A 17,623-nucleotide genomic window follows, 5' to 3' on the forward strand; every position below is an offset into this window, starting at 1 on the left:
TCCAGGGCAAAGAATGAATTTGGCGACGGGGTTCCGGCTACACACAGAACAGCCCGCGCTTGCAGTAAAAAGCAGAAAAAAACGCTGGGCATTATAAGCACTTTTCTGCTGGGGGCGTCATTTGCGCTTCTGTCAAGACGGGGTAAAGGAACGCAATGCGTATTACAGAGTCCGTAACTCACGGAAAGTCATAGGGAATTGGTAGTGCTGGGACTCTTCAATAAAAAGGCCAATACGTTACTGGGGATCGACATCAGCTCCACGTCAGTGAAGCTGCTGGAACTGAGCCGTCAGGGTGATCGCTACCGGGTCGAGGCGTATGCGGTAGAGCCATTGCCGGTCAACGCCGTGGTCGAAAAGAACATCGCCGAACTTGAAGGCGTCGGTCAGGCGCTGAGCCGCGTGCTGGTCAAGGCGCGCACCGGGCTCAAGAGCGTGGCCGTGGCCGTGGCCGGCTCTGCGGTGATCACCAAGATCATCGAGATGGACGCCGGGCTGTCCGACGACGAGCTGGAAAACCAGCTGAAGATCGAAGCCGACCAATACATTCCCTATCCGCTGGACGAAGTCGCCATCGACTTCGAAGTCCAGGGCGTATCGCCGCGCAACCCCGAGCGGGTCAACGTGCTGCTGGCCGCTTGTCGCAAGGAAAACGTCGAAGTCCGTGAAGCGGCGCTGGCACTGGCCGGGCTGACTGCGCGGGTGGTCGATGTCGAGGCTTATGCGCTGGAGCGCTCGTTCGGCTTGCTGGCCACGCAACTGGCGGCCTCGCAGGAGCGCCTGACCGTGGCGGTGGTCGACATCGGCGCGACCATGACCACCCTCAGCGTCCTGCACAACGGCAAGATCATTTATACCCGCGAGCAATTGTTCGGCGGTCGGCAATTGACCGAGGAAATCCAGCGCCGTTATGGGCTGACCCTCGAGCAGGCAGGGCTGGCGAAAAAGCAGGGCGGTCTGCCCGACGATTACATCAGCGAGGTCCTGCAGCCGTTTCGTGAGGCACTGGTCCAGCAGGTTTCACGCTCGTTGCAGTTCTTCTTCGCCTCCGGGCAATACAACGCGGTGGATCACATTCTGCTGGCCGGCGGCACGGCGTCCGTGCCCGGGCTGGACCGGTTGATCGAGCAACGCCTGAATACACCGACGCAAGTGGCCAACCCGTTTGCCAGCATGGCCTTGAGCAGCAAGGTCAATGCTGGCGCGCTGGCCAGCGATGCGCCGGCGCTGATGATCGCCTGCGGGCTCGCGCTCAGGAGTTTCGACTGATGGCGCGGATCAACCTTCTACCTTGGCGCGAAGAGCGTCGCGAAGAGCGGCGCAAACGCTTCCTGCTGGCTCTGATCGGCGTGGTGGTCGGCTCGGTCGGCGCAGTGCTCATCGCCGATCAGATCCTCAGCGCGGCCATCGAGCGGCAAGTGGCGCGCAACGACTACATCGGCAAGCAGATCGCTGTGGTCGACGAACGGATCAAACAGATCAGCGATCTCAAGGCGCGCCGCCAGCAACTGGTAGAACGCATGCGCATCATCCAGGACTTGCAGGGCAACCGGCAGATCAGTGGGCGAATCTTCGATCAGCTGGCGCGCACGCTGCCGGACGGGGTGTATTTCACTGACGTGAAGATGGTCGGCAAAACCCTGTCGATCAGTGGCGCGGCAGAATCCAACAATCGCGTTTCGGACCTGATGCGCAATCTGGAGGCGTCGGACTGGTTCGATGCGCCGAGTCTCAACGAAGTGAAGGCGACGGCCGCCGGCCAAGTGGACCAGGCCAACACATTTGAACTGACCGTACGGCAGACCCAGCCACAGGCCGTGGAGGACGACCAATGAAGCCGTCCCAATGGCTGGAAAGTCTGCGCGACATCGACTTCAACGACCTCGACACCAGCAACATCGGGTCCTGGCCGGCGGCCGTGAAAGCCATCGCCGGAGCGCTGTTGATGATCCTGGTGTTGGCGCTTGGCTATAACTTTTTCATCAGTGACATGGAAAATCAGCTTGATCTCAAGCGAGAGGAGGAGATCACTCTCAAAGAACAGTTCGCAAGCAAGGCGCGCCTGTCAGCCAATCTCGAGCTGTACACCCAGCAAATGAAGGAAATGGAAAATACCTTCGGCGTGCTGCTGCGGCAATTGCCCAGCGACACCGAAGTGCCGGGGCTGTTGGAAGACATCACCCGCACCGGTCTGGGCAGTGGCCTGGAGTTTGAGGAAATCAAACTGCTGCCGGAAATCACCCAGCAGTTTTATATAGAACTGCCGATTCAGATCACCGTCACCGGCGCCTATCACGACCTCGCGACCTTCGTCAGTGGCGTGGCCGGGCTGCCGCGCATCGTGACTTTGCATGATTTCGAACTCGCTCCTGCCGATAAAGAGGGCGGTCCCAAATTGCGCATGAGCATCCTGGCCAAGACCTACCGCTATAACGACAAGGGGCTACAGAAATGAGCCCGATTCGTTATATCGCGTTGTCGATGACCCTGCTCGCGTTGAACGGTTGTGGTGGCAACGATGACTTCAGCGACCTCGACGCCTACTTGAATGAAGTGCGCCTGCGCCCGGCAGGCAAGATTGAACCAACCCCGACATTTCGGTCTTACCCAACATTCACTTACAGCGCTGCCAATCTGCGCAGCCCGTTCTCGCGCCAGGTGCGGGTCGATCTGGCCGGGCAGAAACACGGCTCGCGCAACGTCAAACCGGACCTCAACCGGGTCAAGCAATACCTCGAAGGTTTCAATATCGAGCAGTTCGAGATGGTCGGCACGATTTCCAATGTCTCCGGCTCCTTCGCGTTATTGCGCGGAGCAGGCGGGGTGCACCGGCTGAAAGTCGGCGATTACCTGGGGCGCAACGACGGTCGCATCGTCGCCATCAGCGCCACCCAGGTCGATGTCATCGAAATCGTCCCCGACGGCGAAGGCGCCTGGCTGGAGCGTCCGCGCACCATTCCTTTGAAAGAGCACTCATAGTGGAAGTCGAACAATGAACAGGATTTTCTCCACCCTCGGTTTTTCGCTATGGATAGCGCTGATGTCGCCGATGGTACTCGCGGCCAATCTGAAGACGCTCGACGTGGCGGCGCTGCCGGGTGATCGCGTCGAGTTGAAGTTGTCGTTCGACGGCCCGCCGCCGCAACCCAAGGGCTACACCACCGAGTCGCCAGCGCGAATTGCCCTGGATTTGCCCGGTGTCGCCAGTCAGTTGGCGAGCAAAAACCTTGATCTGGGCAGCGGCAACGCTCGCACAGCAACGGTGGTCGAGGCCAAGGACCGGACGCGGTTGATCGTCAGCCTCACGCAATTGGCGCCTTATAACACGCGGGTCGAAGGCAATAATCTGTTCGTGGTGGTGGGGCAGGGTGCGCCAGCGGCCGCGCCGCGACCAGCAGCCGTAACACCGCGCCCGGCCACTGTGGCGGCCCCGCCGGCCAAGGCGTTTGTGCCGAAAAACCGCGCCATTCGCGGCGTGGACTTTCAACGCGGTACGGCAGGCGAAGGCAATGTCGTTATCGACCTGTCCGACCCGACTATCGCCCCGGATATCCAGGAGCATGACGGCAAGATCATCCTCAGCTTCGCCCGCACGCAGTTGCCGGACAAGCTGCGGGTGCGCCTCGACGTCAAGGATTTCGCCACCCCGGTGCAGTTCGTCAACGCCGGAGTGACCGCTGATCGCACGGTTATTACCGTCGAGCCCAGCGGCACCTACGAATATTCCACCTTCCAGACCGACAACAAGCTGACCGTCAGCATCCGGCCGATGACAGTCGATGACCTGCAAAAACGCAACGCCGACCGTCAGGCGTACGTCGGCGAAAAGCTTTCGCTGAACTTCCAGGACATTGATGTGCGCTCGGTGCTGCAACTGATCGCCGACTTCACCAATCTCAATCTGGTCGCCAGCGACACGGTGCAGGGTGGCATCACCTTGCGCCTGCAAAACGTGCCGTGGGATCAGGCGCTGGATCTGGTGTTGAAGACCAAAGGCCTGGATAAACGCAAGATCGGCAACGTGCTGCTGGTCGCTCCCGCCGATGAAATCGCAGCACGCGAGCGCCAGGAACTGGAGTCGCAGAAACAGATCGCCGAACTGGCGCCGTTGCGCCGGGAGCTGCTGCAAGTGAATTACGCCAAGGCAGCGGACATCGCCAAGCTGTTTCAGTCGGTGACAAGTGCCGAGGCGAAAATCGACGAACGCGGCTCGATCACCGTCGATGAACGAACCAACAACATCATTGCCTACCAGACCCAGGATCGCCTCGACGAATTGCGGCGAATCGTGGCACAACTGGATATACCAGTGCGTCAGGTGATGATCGAGGCGCGCATCGTCGAGGCCAACGTCGATTACGATAAAAGTCTGGGCGTGCGCTGGGGCGGGTCGATCCAGAACAAGGGCAATTGGAACGCTTCCGGGGTCAACGGTTCGTCGACCACCATTGGTACACCCGGCAGCACCAGCACCAACTCACCGTTCGTCGACATGGGTACCGTGGGCAATACCTCGGGGATCGGCATTGCCTTCATCACTGACAATGTCCTGCTCGATCTTGAGCTGACAGCGATGGAGAAAACCGGCAACGGTGAAATCGTCTCGCAGCCGAAGGTGGTCACCTCCGACAAGGAAACCGCAAAAATCCTCAAAGGCACCGAGATTCCCTATCAGGAAGCCAGCTCCAGCGGTGCAACCTCGGTGTCGTTCAAGGAGGCCTCGCTGTCACTGGAAGTCACCCCGCAGATCACCCCCGACAACCGCATCATCATGGAGGTCAAGGTCACCAAGGACGAACCGGATTACCTGAACAAAGTGCAGGATGTGCCGCCAATCAAGAAAAACGAGGTCAACGCCAAGGTGTTGGTCAACGACGGCGAAACCATCGTGATTGGCGGTGTTTTCTCAAATACTCAAAGCAAGGTCGTAGATAAGGTGCCATTTCTTGGCGATGTGCCGTATCTTGGCCGCCTTTTCCGGCGTGATGTGGTTTCGGAGAAAAAATCCGAGCTGCTGGTATTTCTCACACCACGTATCATGAATAACCAGGCGATTGCTGTGAGTCGTTGATTCTGTGCGAAATTTGATTCTTGTAGGACCGATGGGCGCTGGCAAAAGCACCATCGGCCGGTTGCTGGCCAAAGAGCTGCGCCTGCCGTTCAAAGATTCCGACAAGGAAATTGAACTGCGCACGGGCGCCAATATCCCGTGGATCTTCGACAAGGAAGGCGAGCCCGGCTTTCGTGACCGTGAGCAGGCGATGATCGCCGAGCTGTGCGCGTTCGATGGCGTGGTGTTGGCGACCGGCGGTGGCGCAGTCATGCGCGATGCCAATCGCAAGGCCCTGCATGAGGGTGGGCGAGTGGTGTATCTGCACGCCTCCGTCGAACAGCAAGTCGGCCGCACGGCGCGCGACCGCAATCGGCCGTTGCTGCGTACAGCCAATCCTGAAAAAACCCTGCGCGACTTGCTGGCGATCCGCGATCCGCTTTATCGGGAAATTGCCGATCTGGTGGTGGAAACCGACGAACGGCCACCGCGGATGGTGGTGCTCGACATTCTCGATCGTCTGGCGCAGCTTCCACCCCGTTAAAGCATCGCTCGAAATGCGCTATCCTCGGCGTCCCGTCACAGCCCGCCGAGGTTGTGGCGGATGGCGTGCGAGCGGCGTCATACCCGCTACAAGCCGCAGACAACCAATAATTCAGGGCAGGACGCCTGCTTCCATCTTCACTGTGGGGACACATGCAGACACTCAAGGTCGATCTAGGCGAGCGCAGCTACCCGATTCATATTGGCGAAGGTTTGTTGGATCAGCCCGAGTTGCTGGCGCCGCATATCCATGGCCGACAAGTGGCAATCATCTCCAACGAGACCGTTGCACCGCTCTATCTCGAACGTCTGACCCGCAGCCTCGCGCAGTTCTCGGTGATCTCGGTGGTGCTGCCGGACGGCGAAGCCTTCAAGAACTGGGAAACCCTGCAACTGATCTTCGACGGTCTGCTGACCGCCCGTCATGACCGCCGCACCACCGTGATCGCCCTCGGCGGCGGTGTGATCGGCGACATGGCCGGTTTCGCCGCGTCCTGTTATCAGCGCGGCGTCGACTTCATCCAGATTCCTACCACCTTGCTGTCCCAGGTCGATTCTTCGGTAGGCGGCAAGACCGGCATCAACCATCCACTGGGCAAGAACATGGTCGGCGCGTTCTATCAGCCGAACGTCGTGCTGATCGATACCGCGTCCCTGAAAACCCTGCCGGAACGCGAACTGTCCGCCGGTCTGGCCGAAGTCATCAAGTACGGTCTGATCTGTGACGAGCCGTTCCTGACCTGGCTCGAAGACAACGTCGACGCCCTGCGCGCGCTGGATCAGAAAGCCCTGACTTATGCGATCGAGCGTTCTTGCGCGGCCAAGGCTGCAGTGGTCGGCGCCGATGAGAAGGAAACTGGCGTACGCGCCACGCTCAATCTCGGCCACACCTTCGGCCACGCCATCGAGACCCACATGGGCTATGGTGTCTGGCTACATGGAGAGGCGGTCGCCGCTGGCACCGTGATGGCGCTGGAAATGTCCGCGCGTCTGGGTTGGATCAGTGATGCGGAGCGCGATCGCGGCATCCGGCTGTTCCAGCGCGCCGGTCTGCCGGTGGTGCCGCCGACTGAAATGACCGAAGCCGATTTTCTTCAACACATGGCAATCGACAAAAAAGTGATCGACGGTCGTCTGCGCCTGGTGCTGCTGCGCCGGATGGGCGAAGCGGTAGTGACCGACGATTATCCGAAAGAGGTTCTACAGGCCACGCTGGGAGCGGATTACCGCGCCCTGGCTCAGCTTAAAGGTTAATAAGATTCCGATGACTAGTTTGCATGCCGACGAGGCGTTCCTCGGCCATTTCCAGTTAAGTCACGACCCGTTCGCGCCGCGCGTGCCGGGCTTCAAATTCTTTCCGGCCCAGCGCAAGCCGGTGCTGGGACAGCTGCACCATCTGGCGCGTTATAGCCAGTTGCTGCTGGTAGTCACTGGCCCGCAGGGCAGCGGCAAGACCCTGCTGCGTCAGGCGCTGGTCGCCAGCACCAACAAACAGTCGGTGCAGAGCGTGGTGGTTTCCGCCCGTGGTGCCGGCGATGCTGCTGGCGTGCTGCGCCAGGTGGCGCAGGCACTGAACGTGGCCCAGGCTGAAGTCGGCGCGATTCTGGACCAGGTGGTGCAACTCGCACTGACCGGCCAGGAAGTCTATCTGCTGGTGGATGATGCCGAGCAGCTCGACGAGTCCGCTCTTGAAGCGCTGATGGCGCTGGGTGCCGGCGCACCGGAAGGTCGCCCGCATGTTTTCCTGTTCGGCGAGTCTTCGCTGATCGCGCAGCTCGAGGCTTTGCACCTCGAGGAAGAGCGCTTTCACGTTATCGAACTGCAGCCGTACACCGAAGAAGAGACCCGCGAGTATCTCGACCAACGGCTCGAAGGTGCCGGTCGGGGTGTCGAACTTTTCACCGCGGATCAGATCTCTGATATTCACGAAAGTGCCGAGGGTTGGCCGGGCAACATCAACCAGGTCGCTCGCGATGCTCTGATCGAAGTCATGATTGCCAGCCGCTCTGCGGTGAAGCGTCCAAGTATGGGGTTCAACATGCCGAAGAAACACGTATTGGCGATTTCCGCCGTCGTTGTGGTCGCGGTCGCCGCCGCCTGGTTGATGCCGGGTCGCAACAAGGCGCCAACCACCGGCGCTCCTGCCAATGAACAGGCACAGTTGCCACTCGGGCAGGGTGCCAATGGCGGCGCGCCAAACGTCGAATTCGCCGGCAATACGCAACCGATGCCGTTGCCGTTGGTCGGCAACTCGCAACCAGTCATGCGTGGCCCGTTGGCTGAAGAGGCTGGTGGCATCACTGAGGGCGACGACGGCGTGCCGCTCGAAGGCTCCAGCGCTACACCGCCCACCGTGACCACTTCTGCGCCACCAGCAGGCGTTCCGGCCGGTCCTGCACCGACACCGGTTCCAGTCCCGGCGGCCAAACCGACTCCAGCGCCAACTCAAGTTGCCACCGCCAAGCCTGCTCCAGCAGCGCCAGCGGCGAAACCGGCTCCAGCGCCAGCCAAGCCAGTCGCCGCTGCGAAACCGGCCGAGAAGCCAGTGACCGTCGCCAAAGCCGCCGGTGGCAGCTGGTATGCGGGTCAGCCGACCGGCAACTACGTGGTGCAGATCCTTGGCACCAGCTCCGAAGCCGCTGCGCAAAACTTCGTCAAGGAGCAGGGCGGCGAGTACCGTTATTTCAAGAAAGTCCTCAACGGCAAGCCGCTTTACGTGATCACCTACGGCAACTTCGCCAATCGTGATGCAGCCGTTTCTGCCATCAAGGCCTTGCCAGCGAAGGTTCAGGCTGGTAAACCTTGGCCTCGCACTGTCGCCAGCGTCCAACAGGAACTGGCAACAACTCGCTGAAGATTCGGCGGCCTTACCCAGGCCGCCTCTCCAAGCACCTCAAAATTTCTGCAAGTGCGCGCTTCCTTCCAGGTCGCGTGCCTTGTGGTGTCTGCGTCACAGTAGTCTTTGAGTCGTTGCGGTCAAAATTAAAAAAAGTTTTGACTAGCACAGCAGATCGCTTTAAACCTTTCACAAATGCGACATGAATTTGCGACATTTCGTCGTCAAATTTGTGAGCCTCTGTGTCGCTGTGTACAATGACCACCCTTTTGCCCCTGCTAAGCCGGCGTACGTTCGGCGCGGGATGCAAGTGGTTGAATTGAAAAGAAATTTGCCTCGAAAAGAGGCAGCCTGGTGAGAAAGTGTCTATGAAAGCAGGTCTGTACCAACCAGATGAATTCAAGGATAACTGCGGTTTCGGCCTGATAGCCCATATGCAGGGCGAGCCCAGTCATACCCTTTTGCAAACGGCCATTGAGGCCCTGACCTGCATGACCCACCGCGGTGGGATTAATGCCGACGGCAAGACCGGTGACGGTTGCGGTCTGCTGATTCAGAAACCTGATGCGTTCCTGCGAGCCATTGCCCAGGAAACTTTCAGCGTCGAGTTGCCCAAGCAATATGCGGTGGGCATGGTCTTCTTCAACCAGGATCCGGCCAAGGCCGAAGCCGCTCGCGAGAACATGAACCGCGAGATCCTCGCTGAAGGCCTGCAGTTGATCGGCTGGCGTAAAGTGCCAATCGACACCAGTGTCCTCGGCCGCCTGGCCCTTGAGCGCCTGCCACAGATCGAGCAGGTGTACATCGGCGGCGAAGGCCTGAGCGATCAGGACATGGCCGTGAAGCTGTTCAGTGCGCGTCGTCGTTCGTCGGTGGCCAACGCCGTCGATTCCGACCACTACATCTGCAGCTTTTCGCACAAGACCATCATCTATAAAGGCCTGATGATGCCGGCCGATCTGGCCGCGTTCTATCCAGACCTGAGCGACGAGCGCCTGCAAACCGCGATTTGCGTGTTCCACCAGCGCTTCTCCACCAACACCCTGCCGAAATGGCCGCTGGCCCAGCCATTCCGCTTCCTCGCCCACAACGGCGAGATCAACACCATCACCGGTAACCGCAACTGGGCGCAGGCTCGTCGGACCAAGTTCACTAACGATCTGATGGATCTTGAAGAGCTCGGCCCGCTGGTTAACCGTGTCGGTTCCGACTCGTCGAGTATGGACAACATGCTCGAACTGATGGTCACCGGTGGCATCGACCTGTTCCGTGGCGTGCGGATGATCATTCCGCCGGCGTGGCAGAACGTTGAAACCATGGACCCGGATCTGCGTGCGTTCTACGAGTACAACTCGATGCACATGGAACCGTGGGACGGCCCGGCCGGCGTGGTAATGACCGACGGTCGCTACGCGGTGTGCCTGCTCGACCGTAACGGTCTGCGCCCGGCGCGTTGGGTCACCACCACCAACGGTTTCATCACCTTGGCGTCGGAAATCGGCGTGTGGGACTACAAGCCGGAAGACGTGATTGCCAAAGGCCGTGTCGGCCCTGGCCAGATCTTCGCCGTCGACACAGAAACCGGGCAGATCCTCGACACCGATGCGATCGATAACCGTCTGAAATCCCGTCATCCGTACAAGCAATGGCTGCGCAAGAATGCCCTGCGCATTCAGGCGACCATGGAAGACAACGACCACGGTTCGGCGTTTTACGACGTCGATCAGCTCAAGCAATACATGAAGATGTATCAGGTCACGTTCGAAGAGCGCGATCAGGTCCTGCGTCCGCTCGGCGAACAAGGCTACGAAGCCGTTGGCTCGATGGGCGACGACACGCCGATGGCCGTGCTGTCGCAGCGCGTGCGCACGCCGTACGACTATTTCCGCCAGCAGTTCGCGCAGGTCACCAACCCGCCGATCGACCCGCTGCGTGAAGCGATCGTGATGTCGCTGGAAATCTGCCTCGGTGCCGAGCGCAACATTTTCCAGGAGTCGCCGGAACACGCTTCGCGCGTGATCCTCAGCTCGCCAGTGATCTCGCCGGCCAAGTGGCGCTCGCTGATGAACCTCGACCGCCCGGGTTTCGAGCGGCAGATCATCGACCTCAACTACGACGAAAGCGTCGGCCTCGAAGCGGCGATCCGCAACGTCGCCGATCAGGCTGAAGAAGCGGTGCGCGCCGGTCGCACCCAGATCGTCCTGAGCGACCGCCATATCGCCCCGGGCAAGCTGCCGATCCACGCCTCGCTGGCGACCGGTGCCGTGCACCACCGCCTGACCGAAAAAGGCCTGCGTTGCGATTCCAACATCCTTGTTGAAACCGCGACTGCCCGTGACCCGCATCACTTCGCGGTGCTGATCGGTTTCGGCGCCTCGGCGGTCTATCCGTTCCTCGCGTACGAAGTGCTGGGCGACCTGATCCGTACCGGTGAAGTGCTGGGCGACCTCTATGAGGTGTTCAAAAACTACCGCAAAGGCATCACCAAAGGTCTGCTGAAGATCCTGTCGAAGATGGGTATCTCGACCATCGCTTCGTACCGTGGTGCGCAGCTGTTCGAGGCCATTGGCCTGTCCGAAGAAGTCTGCGATCTGAGCTTCCGTGGTGTGCCGAGCCGCATCAAGGGTGCGCGTTTTGTCGACATCGAAGCCGAGCAGAAAGCACTCGCCACCGAAGCCTGGAGTCCGCGCAAGCCGATCCAGCAGGGCGGTCTGCTGAAGTTTGTCCACGGTGGCGAATATCACGCGTACAACCCGGACGTGGTCAACACCCTGCAAGCCGCCGTGCAGCAGGGCGACTACGCCAAGTTCAAGGAATACACCTCGCTGGTGGACAACCGTCCGGTGTCGATGATCCGCGACCTGTTCAAGGTCAAGACCCTCGACACGCCGCTGGACATCAGTGAAATCGAGCCGCTGGAATCGGTGCTCAAGCGCTTCGACTCCGCCGGTATCTCGCTGGGCGCACTGTCGCCGGAAGCTCACGAAGCCCTGGCTGAAGCCATGAACCGCCTCGGCGCGCGTTCCAACTCCGGCGAAGGTGGTGAAGATCCGGCGCGTTACGGCACCATCAAGAGCTCGAAAATCAAGCAAGTCGCGACTGGCCGTTTCGGCGTAACGCCGGAATATCTGGTCAACGCCGAAGTGCTGCAGATCAAGGTCGCGCAAGGCGCCAAGCCGGGCGAGGGCGGGCAACTGCCGGGCGGTAAAGTCAACGGGCTGATCGCCAAGCTGCGTTACGCCGTGCCGGGCGTAACCCTGATTTCGCCGCCGCCGCACCACGACATCTATTCGATCGAAGACTTGTCGCAGCTGATTTTTGACCTGAAACAGGTCAACCCGAAGGCACTGGTTTCGGTCAAATTGGTAGCCGAAGCAGGCGTCGGCACCATCGCCGCCGGTGTAGCCAAGGCCTATGCGGACTTGATCACCATTTCCGGTTACGACGGTGGCACCGGTGCTTCGCCGCTGACTTCGATCAAATACGCTGGCGCACCATGGGAACTCGGCCTCGCTGAAACGCACCAGACCCTGCGCGGCAACGACCTGCGCGGCAAAGTCCGGGTGCAGACCGACGGCGGCCTGAAAACCGGCCTCGACGTGATCAAAGCAGCGATTCTCGGCGCTGAAAGCTTCGGCTTCGGTACTGCGCCGATGATCGCGCTGGGCTGCAAATACCTGCGTATCTGCCACCTGAACAACTGCGCCACCGGCGTCGCGACGCAGAACGAGAAGCTGCGCAAGGATCACTACATCGGTACCGTCGACATGGTGGTGAATTTCTTCACCTACGTCGCCGAAGAAACCCGTGAGTGGCTGGCCAAGCTCGGCGTGCGCTCCCTCGAAGAGCTGATCGGTCGTACCGATCTGCTGGAAATCCTCGAGGGCCAGACCGCCAAGCAGAATCACCTGGACCTGACGCCGCTGTTGGGAAGCGATCATATCCCGGCAGACAAACCTCAGTTCTGCGGCGTTGAGCGCAACCCGCCGTTCGACAAAGGCCTGCTGGCCGAGAAAATGGTCGAGATGGCCTCGTCGGCGATCAACGACATGAGCGGCGCCGAGTTCGAACTGGATATCTGCAACTGCGACCGTTCGATCGGCGCGCGGATCTCCGGCGAAATCGCGCGCAAGCACGGCAATCAGGGGATGGCGAAAGCGCCGATCACCTTCCGCTTCAAAGGCACTGCCGGTCAGAGCTTCGGCGTGTGGAACGCCGGCGGTCTGAACATGTACCTCGAAGGCGACGCCAACGACTACGTCGGCAAAGGCATGACCGGTGGCAAGCTGACCATCGTGCCGCCGAAGGGCAGCGTTTATAAGACTCAGGAAAGCGCCATCATCGGCAACACCTGCCTGTACGGCGCCACCGGCGGCAAGTTGTTCGCCGCCGGCACCGCAGGCGAGCGTTTCGCCGTGCGTAACTCCGGTGCCCATACGGTTGTGGAAGGCACTGGCGATCACTGCTGTGAGTACATGACCGGTGGTTTTGTCTGCGTTCTGGGCAAGACCGGTTACAACTTCGGCTCTGGCATGACCGGTGGTTTCGCCTACGTGCTCGATCAGGACAACACCTTCGTTGACCGGGTCAACCACGAACTGGTGGAAATCCAGCGGATCAGCGGCGAGGCGATGGAAGCCTATCGCAGCCACCTGCAAAACGTGCTGAACGAGTACGTCGCGGAAACCGACAGCGAGTGGGGTCGTGAACTCGCCGAAAACCTCGATGACTACTTGCGCCGTTTCTGGCTGGTCAAACCGAAGGCGGCGAGTTTGAAATCTCTGCTCTCCAGTACTCGTGCGAGTCCGCAATAACGGCGCAGCTGCAAGCCACTGGCTTCAAGCGGCAAGCTGGAGCCAGTGCGCGCTGTAACGGACTAATGTGATTTTCTTGCAGCTTGAAGCTTGTAGCTTGGAGCTGTCGTGTAAGAGGTTTTGAAGATGGCCGAACGTCTCAGTAACGACTTTCAATTCATCGATGTCGGGCGCAAAGATCCGAAGAAGAAACTGTTGCGTCAACGCAAGAAAGAGTTCGTCGAAATCTACGAACCGTTCAAACCCCAGCAGTCGGCCGATCAGGCCCACCGTTGCCTGGGTTGCGGCAACCCGTATTGCGAATGGAAGTGCCCGGTGCACAACTTCATTCCGAACTGGCTGAAGCTGGTGGCCGAAGGCAACATCCTTCAGGCCGCCGAGCTGTCGCACCAGACCAACACCTTGCCGGAAGTCTGCGGCCGCGTGTGCCCGCAGGATCGTCTGTGCGAGGGTGCCTGCACCCTTAACGACGGCTTCGGCGCGGTGACCATCGGTTCGGTCGAGAAGTACATCACCGACACCGCGTTCGCCATGGGCTGGCGCCCGGACATGTCGAAGGTCAAACCGACCGGCAAACGTGTCGCGATCATCGGCGCAGGCCCGGCGGGTCTGGGTTGTGCCGACGTGCTGGTGCGTGGTGGCGTGACCCCGGTGGTGTTCGACAAGAACCCGGAAATCGGCGGTCTGCTGACCTTCGGTATCCCCGAGTTCAAGCTTGAGAAGACCGTGCTGAGCAATCGTCGCGAAGTCTTCACCGGCATGGGCATCGAGTTCCGTCTGAATACCGAAGTCGGCAAAGACGTGACCATGGAACAACTGCTCGCCGAATACGATGCGGTGTTCATGGGCATGGGCACTTACACCTACATGAAGGGCGGCTTTGCCGGTGAGGATCTACCGGGCGTTTATGACGCGCTGGATTTCCTCATCGCCAACGTCAACCGCAACCTGGGCTTTGAAAAGTCGCCGGAAGATTTCGTCGACATGAAAGGCAAAAAGGTTGTGGTTCTCGGCGGCGGCGACACGGCGATGGACTGCAACCGCACGTCGATCCGTCAGGGCGCCAAGTCGGTGACCTGCGCCTATCGTCGTGACGAAGCGAACATGCCCGGCTCGCGCAAAGAGGTGAAGAACGCCAAGGAAGAAGGCGTGAAATTCCTCTACAACCGCCAGCCGATCGCGATCGTCGGTGAAGACAAGGTCGAAGGCGTCAAAGTGGTCGAGACCCGTCTCGGCGAACCGGACGCCCGTGGCCGTCGCAGCCCTGAGCCGATCCCGGGTTCCGAAGAGATCATCCCGGCTGATGCTGTGGTCATCGCTTTCGGCTTCCGCCCGAGCCCGGCGCCGTGGTTCGAACAGTTCGAAATCCAGACCGACAGCCAGGGCCGCGTCGTTGCGCCTGAGCAAGGTCAGTACAAGCACCAGACCAGCAATCCGAAAATCTTCGCCGGTGGCGACATGGTGCGCGGTTCCGACCTGGTGGTAACGGCCATCTTCGAAGGCCGCAATGCTGCCGAAGGGATCCTTGATTACCTGGGCGTCTGATTACATTTCAAACTGAAATGCGATCAAAAATGTGGGAGCGAGCCTGCTCGCGAAAGCGGTCTGTCAGCCAACTTAAATGTTGGATGTACCGGCCTCTTCGCGAGCAGGCTCGCTCCCACAGTTGTTTCTCGGTGTTGATCGTTCCCACGCTCTGCGTGGGAATGCAGCCGGGGACGCTCTGCGTCCCAAAAAGCGTGACGCAGAGCGTCAAAGGAGGCGTTACCACGCAGAGCGTGGGAACGATCATTGCGCGATAAATTGACCCGATAGACAAAAGGCTGACCTGCATCCGTGCCTTTTGCGTCGCGCTCTGAGAAAATGCCCGCACTTTTTTTCCGGATGCCGACATGACTGCCCTGAAGAACGACCGTTTCCTCCGCGCCCTGCTCAAGCAACCCGTAGACGTCACCCCGGTGTGGATGATGCGTCAGGCCGGTCGCTACCTGCCTGAATACCGCGCCAGCCGCGCCCAGGCCGGTGATTTCATGAGCCTGTGCATGAATCCGGAATTCGCCTGCGAAGTCACCATGCAACCGCTCGACCGCTATCCACAACTGGACGCGGCGATCCTGTTTTCCGACATCCTCACCATCCCCGATGCCATGGGCCAGGGCCTGTACTTCGAGACCGGTGAAGGTCCGCGCTTCAAGAAAGTCGTCAGCACCCTCGCCGATATCGAAGCGCTGCCGATCCCTGATCCGCACAAAGACCTCGGCTACGTCATGGACGCGGTCAGCACCATCCGTCGCGAACTGAACGGCCGTGTACCGCTGATCGGCTTCTCCGGCAGCCCGTGGACACTGGCTACCTACATGGTTGAAGGCGGCTCGTCGAAAGATTTCCGCAAGACCAAAGCCATGCTCTACGACAACCCGCAAGCCATGCACCTGCTGCTGGATAAACTGGCGCAGTCGGTGACCTCGTACCTCAATGGTCAGATCATGGCCGGCGCGCAAGCGGTGCAGATCTTCGATACCTGGGGCGGCAACCTGTCGGCGGCGGCGTACCAGGAGTTCTCGCTGGCTTACATGAAAAAAATCGTCAGCGGCCTGATCCGTGAACACGACGGTCGCAAAGTGCCGGTGATCCTCTTCACCAAAAACGGCGGCCTGTGGCTGGAAAGCATCGCTGACGCTGGCGCCGACGCACTGGGCCTGGACTGGACCTGCGACATCGGCAACGCCCGCGCCCGTGTCGGTGACAAGGTTGCGCTGCAAGGCAACATGGACCCGACCGTGCTCTACGCCAAACCGGAAGCGATCCGCACTGAAGTCGGGCGCATTCTGGCCAGCTACGGCAAGGGCAGCGGCCACGTGTTCAACCTCGGCCATGGCATCACGCCAGAGGTTGATCCGGAGCATGCGGGTGCGTTCCTGCGCGCGGTGCATGAGTTGTCGGCGCAGTATCACGAGTGATCGCGTTGTAATAAAAAACGCCCGGCCAATGCCGAGCGTTTTTTCAAGATCAAAAGATCGCAGCCTGCGGCAGCTCCTACATGGGATTAATGTAGGAGCTGCCGAAGGCTGCGATCTTTTGCTTTTAAGCTTTGACACCACCGAGAGGCGGCAACTTCGCCAGCTTCAGCGCCACCAGCAGCGCAATCAACAACAGCGAACCGATAAACAAGCCGATCCCGTTCCACCCGCCCAGATGCCAGAACACCCCACCCGCCGTGCCGGCAATGCTCGACCCGGCGTAATAGCTGAACAGATACAACGACGACGCCTGTCCTTTGGCCTTAGTCGCCCGCCGACCAATCCAGCTGCTCGCCACCGAATGCGCGCCAAAGAAGCCAAAGGTGAATATCAACATGCCGACAATCACCAGCAGCAACGGCGTAAACATGGTCAAGGCAAGGCCGGCAAACATCAGCGCAATCGTCGCCCACAGCACCTTGCGTCGCCCCAGCTTATCCGCCAACGAACCAATCTTCGCCGAGCTGTAGATCCCCGACAGATACACCACCGACAGCAAACCGACGAACACCTGATCAAGGTTGTACGGCGCAGCCAGCAAGCGATAGCCGATGTAGTTGAACAGCGTGACAAACGCGCCCATCAGAACGAATGCTTCAAGAAACAGCAGCGGCAGCCCGGCATCGCGAAAATGCATGGTGAAGCCGTCGAGCAGGCTGCGCGGGTGCAGCGAGCGTGAACGGAAGTTGCGCGATTCGGGAAGGATTTTCCAGAACACCGCTGCGGCAATCATCGCCAGACCGCCGATCACCAGCATCGCCGTGTGCCAACTGACGAAGTCGATCAACACACCGGTGATCAAGCGCCCGCTCATCCCGCCAATCGCGTTGCCGCCGATGTACAAACCCATCGCCAGGCCGATGTGCTGCGGATGGATCTCCTCACTCAGGTAAGTCATTGCCACCGCTGCCAGCCCGCTCAGTGACAGCCCGATCAGAGCACGCATGATCAGCACGCCTTGCCAGCTCGGCATCATTGCGCTGGCCATGGTGCACAGCGCCGCTGCGAACAGCGCAGTCACCATCACCGGTTTGCGTCCGATCCGATCGGAAATCGGCCCGGTGATCAGCAGGCCGATGGCGAGCATGCCGGTGGCCACCGAAAGGATCAGGCTGCTCTGCGCCGCGTTGATTCCGTACTCGTGGGACAGCAGCGGCATCATCGGCTGCACGCAGTAGAGCAGGGCAAACGTCGCAAAGCCGCCGCTAAACAGCGCCAGCACTGTGCGCATGAACATCGGCGTGCCTTTTTCGATGTAGATCTCTTGCAACTCGGCAACGACATCGTCGGCCGCAGCAGGCGGGACTTCATGGGCAAGGGGCGCGACAGCAGTTTTCACTTCAGACCTCGGAGGGCACGG

12 protein-coding genes are annotated in these 17,623 nt (G+C 60.1%); 11 read left to right on the forward strand and 1 reads right to left on the reverse strand.

Going from position 1 to position 17,623, the window contains the following annotated elements; translation table 11 throughout:
• Nucleotides 1-204 precede the first annotated feature (204 nt).
• The 11 genes from ACZZ0G_RS13890 to hemE all read left to right on the forward strand — a co-directional run bounded on the left by ACZZ0G_RS13890 (nt 205) and on the right by hemE (nt 16,203).
• A complete protein-coding gene (locus ACZZ0G_RS13890; RefSeq protein ID WP_463397970.1) occupies nt 205-1,269 on the forward strand; it encodes a pilus assembly protein PilM in 1,065 nt (354 codons plus the stop codon).
• Nucleotides 1,269-1,835 carry a PilN domain-containing protein gene (locus ACZZ0G_RS13895; RefSeq protein WP_463556498.1) on the forward strand — a complete coding sequence of 189 codons (567 nt, stop codon included), beginning with the start codon at nt 1,269-1,271 and terminating at the stop codon, nt 1,833-1,835. Before ACZZ0G_RS13890 ends, ACZZ0G_RS13895 begins: the two co-directional genes overlap by 1 nt.
• Nucleotides 1,832-2,455, forward strand: a complete 624-nt coding sequence (gene pilO / locus ACZZ0G_RS13900; protein WP_463556499.1) for a type 4a pilus biogenesis protein PilO — start codon at nt 1,832-1,834, stop codon at nt 2,453-2,455. Before ACZZ0G_RS13895 ends, pilO begins: the two co-directional genes overlap by 4 nt.
• Nucleotides 2,452-2,979, forward strand: coding sequence for a pilus assembly protein PilP (locus ACZZ0G_RS13905; protein ID WP_463556500.1), 528 nt, complete (start codon nt 2,452-2,454; stop codon nt 2,977-2,979). The genes pilO and ACZZ0G_RS13905 overlap by 4 nt, the downstream gene beginning before the upstream one ends.
• A gap of 13 nt (nt 2,980-2,992) precedes the next feature.
• Nucleotides 2,993-5,071 carry a type IV pilus secretin PilQ gene (gene pilQ, locus ACZZ0G_RS13910; RefSeq protein ID WP_463556501.1) on the forward strand — a complete coding sequence of 693 codons (2,079 nt, stop codon included), beginning with the start codon at nt 2,993-2,995 and terminating at the stop codon, nt 5,069-5,071.
• 4 nt (nt 5,072-5,075) lie between these two features.
• On the forward strand, nt 5,076-5,594 hold the full coding sequence (aroK, locus tag ACZZ0G_RS13915; protein ID WP_025110261.1) for a shikimate kinase AroK: 519 nt from the start codon (nt 5,076-5,078) through the stop codon (nt 5,592-5,594).
• A 152-nt stretch (nt 5,595-5,746) separates the two neighbouring features.
• The gene (gene aroB / locus ACZZ0G_RS13920) at nt 5,747-6,847 is read left to right on the forward strand and encodes a 3-dehydroquinate synthase (protein WP_463556502.1); all 1,101 of its coding nucleotides are present in this window, start codon (nt 5,747-5,749) and stop codon (nt 6,845-6,847) included.
• 10 nt (nt 6,848-6,857) lie between these two features.
• On the forward strand, nt 6,858-8,447 hold the full coding sequence (locus ACZZ0G_RS13925) for an AAA family ATPase (protein ID WP_463556503.1): 1,590 nt from the start codon (nt 6,858-6,860) through the stop codon (nt 8,445-8,447).
• 350 nt (nt 8,448-8,797) lie between these two features.
• Nucleotides 8,798-13,243: a glutamate synthase large subunit gene (gene gltB / locus ACZZ0G_RS13930; RefSeq protein ID WP_463556504.1), complete on the forward strand. Its 4,446-nt coding sequence runs from the start codon at nt 8,798-8,800 to the stop codon at nt 13,241-13,243.
• A gap of 126 nt (nt 13,244-13,369) precedes the next feature.
• The gene (locus ACZZ0G_RS13935; protein WP_039757038.1) at nt 13,370-14,788 is read left to right on the forward strand and encodes an FAD-dependent oxidoreductase; all 1,419 of its coding nucleotides are present in this window, start codon (nt 13,370-13,372) and stop codon (nt 14,786-14,788) included.
• A 347-nt stretch (nt 14,789-15,135) separates the two neighbouring features.
• Nucleotides 15,136-16,203, forward strand: a complete 1,068-nt coding sequence (gene hemE / locus ACZZ0G_RS13940) for a uroporphyrinogen decarboxylase (protein WP_016983859.1) — start codon at nt 15,136-15,138, stop codon at nt 16,201-16,203.
• Between the two features lie 124 nt (nt 16,204-16,327).
• Here the strand turns inward: hemE and ACZZ0G_RS13945 are convergent, their stop codons facing one another.
• Nucleotides 16,328-17,602 carry an MFS transporter gene (locus ACZZ0G_RS13945; RefSeq protein ID WP_463556505.1) on the reverse strand — a complete coding sequence of 425 codons (1,275 nt, stop codon included), beginning with the start codon at nt 17,600-17,602 and terminating at the stop codon, nt 16,328-16,330.
• Nucleotides 17,603-17,623 lie beyond the last annotated feature (21 nt).

The organism is Pseudomonas sp. AC169 (assembly GCF_979258515.1).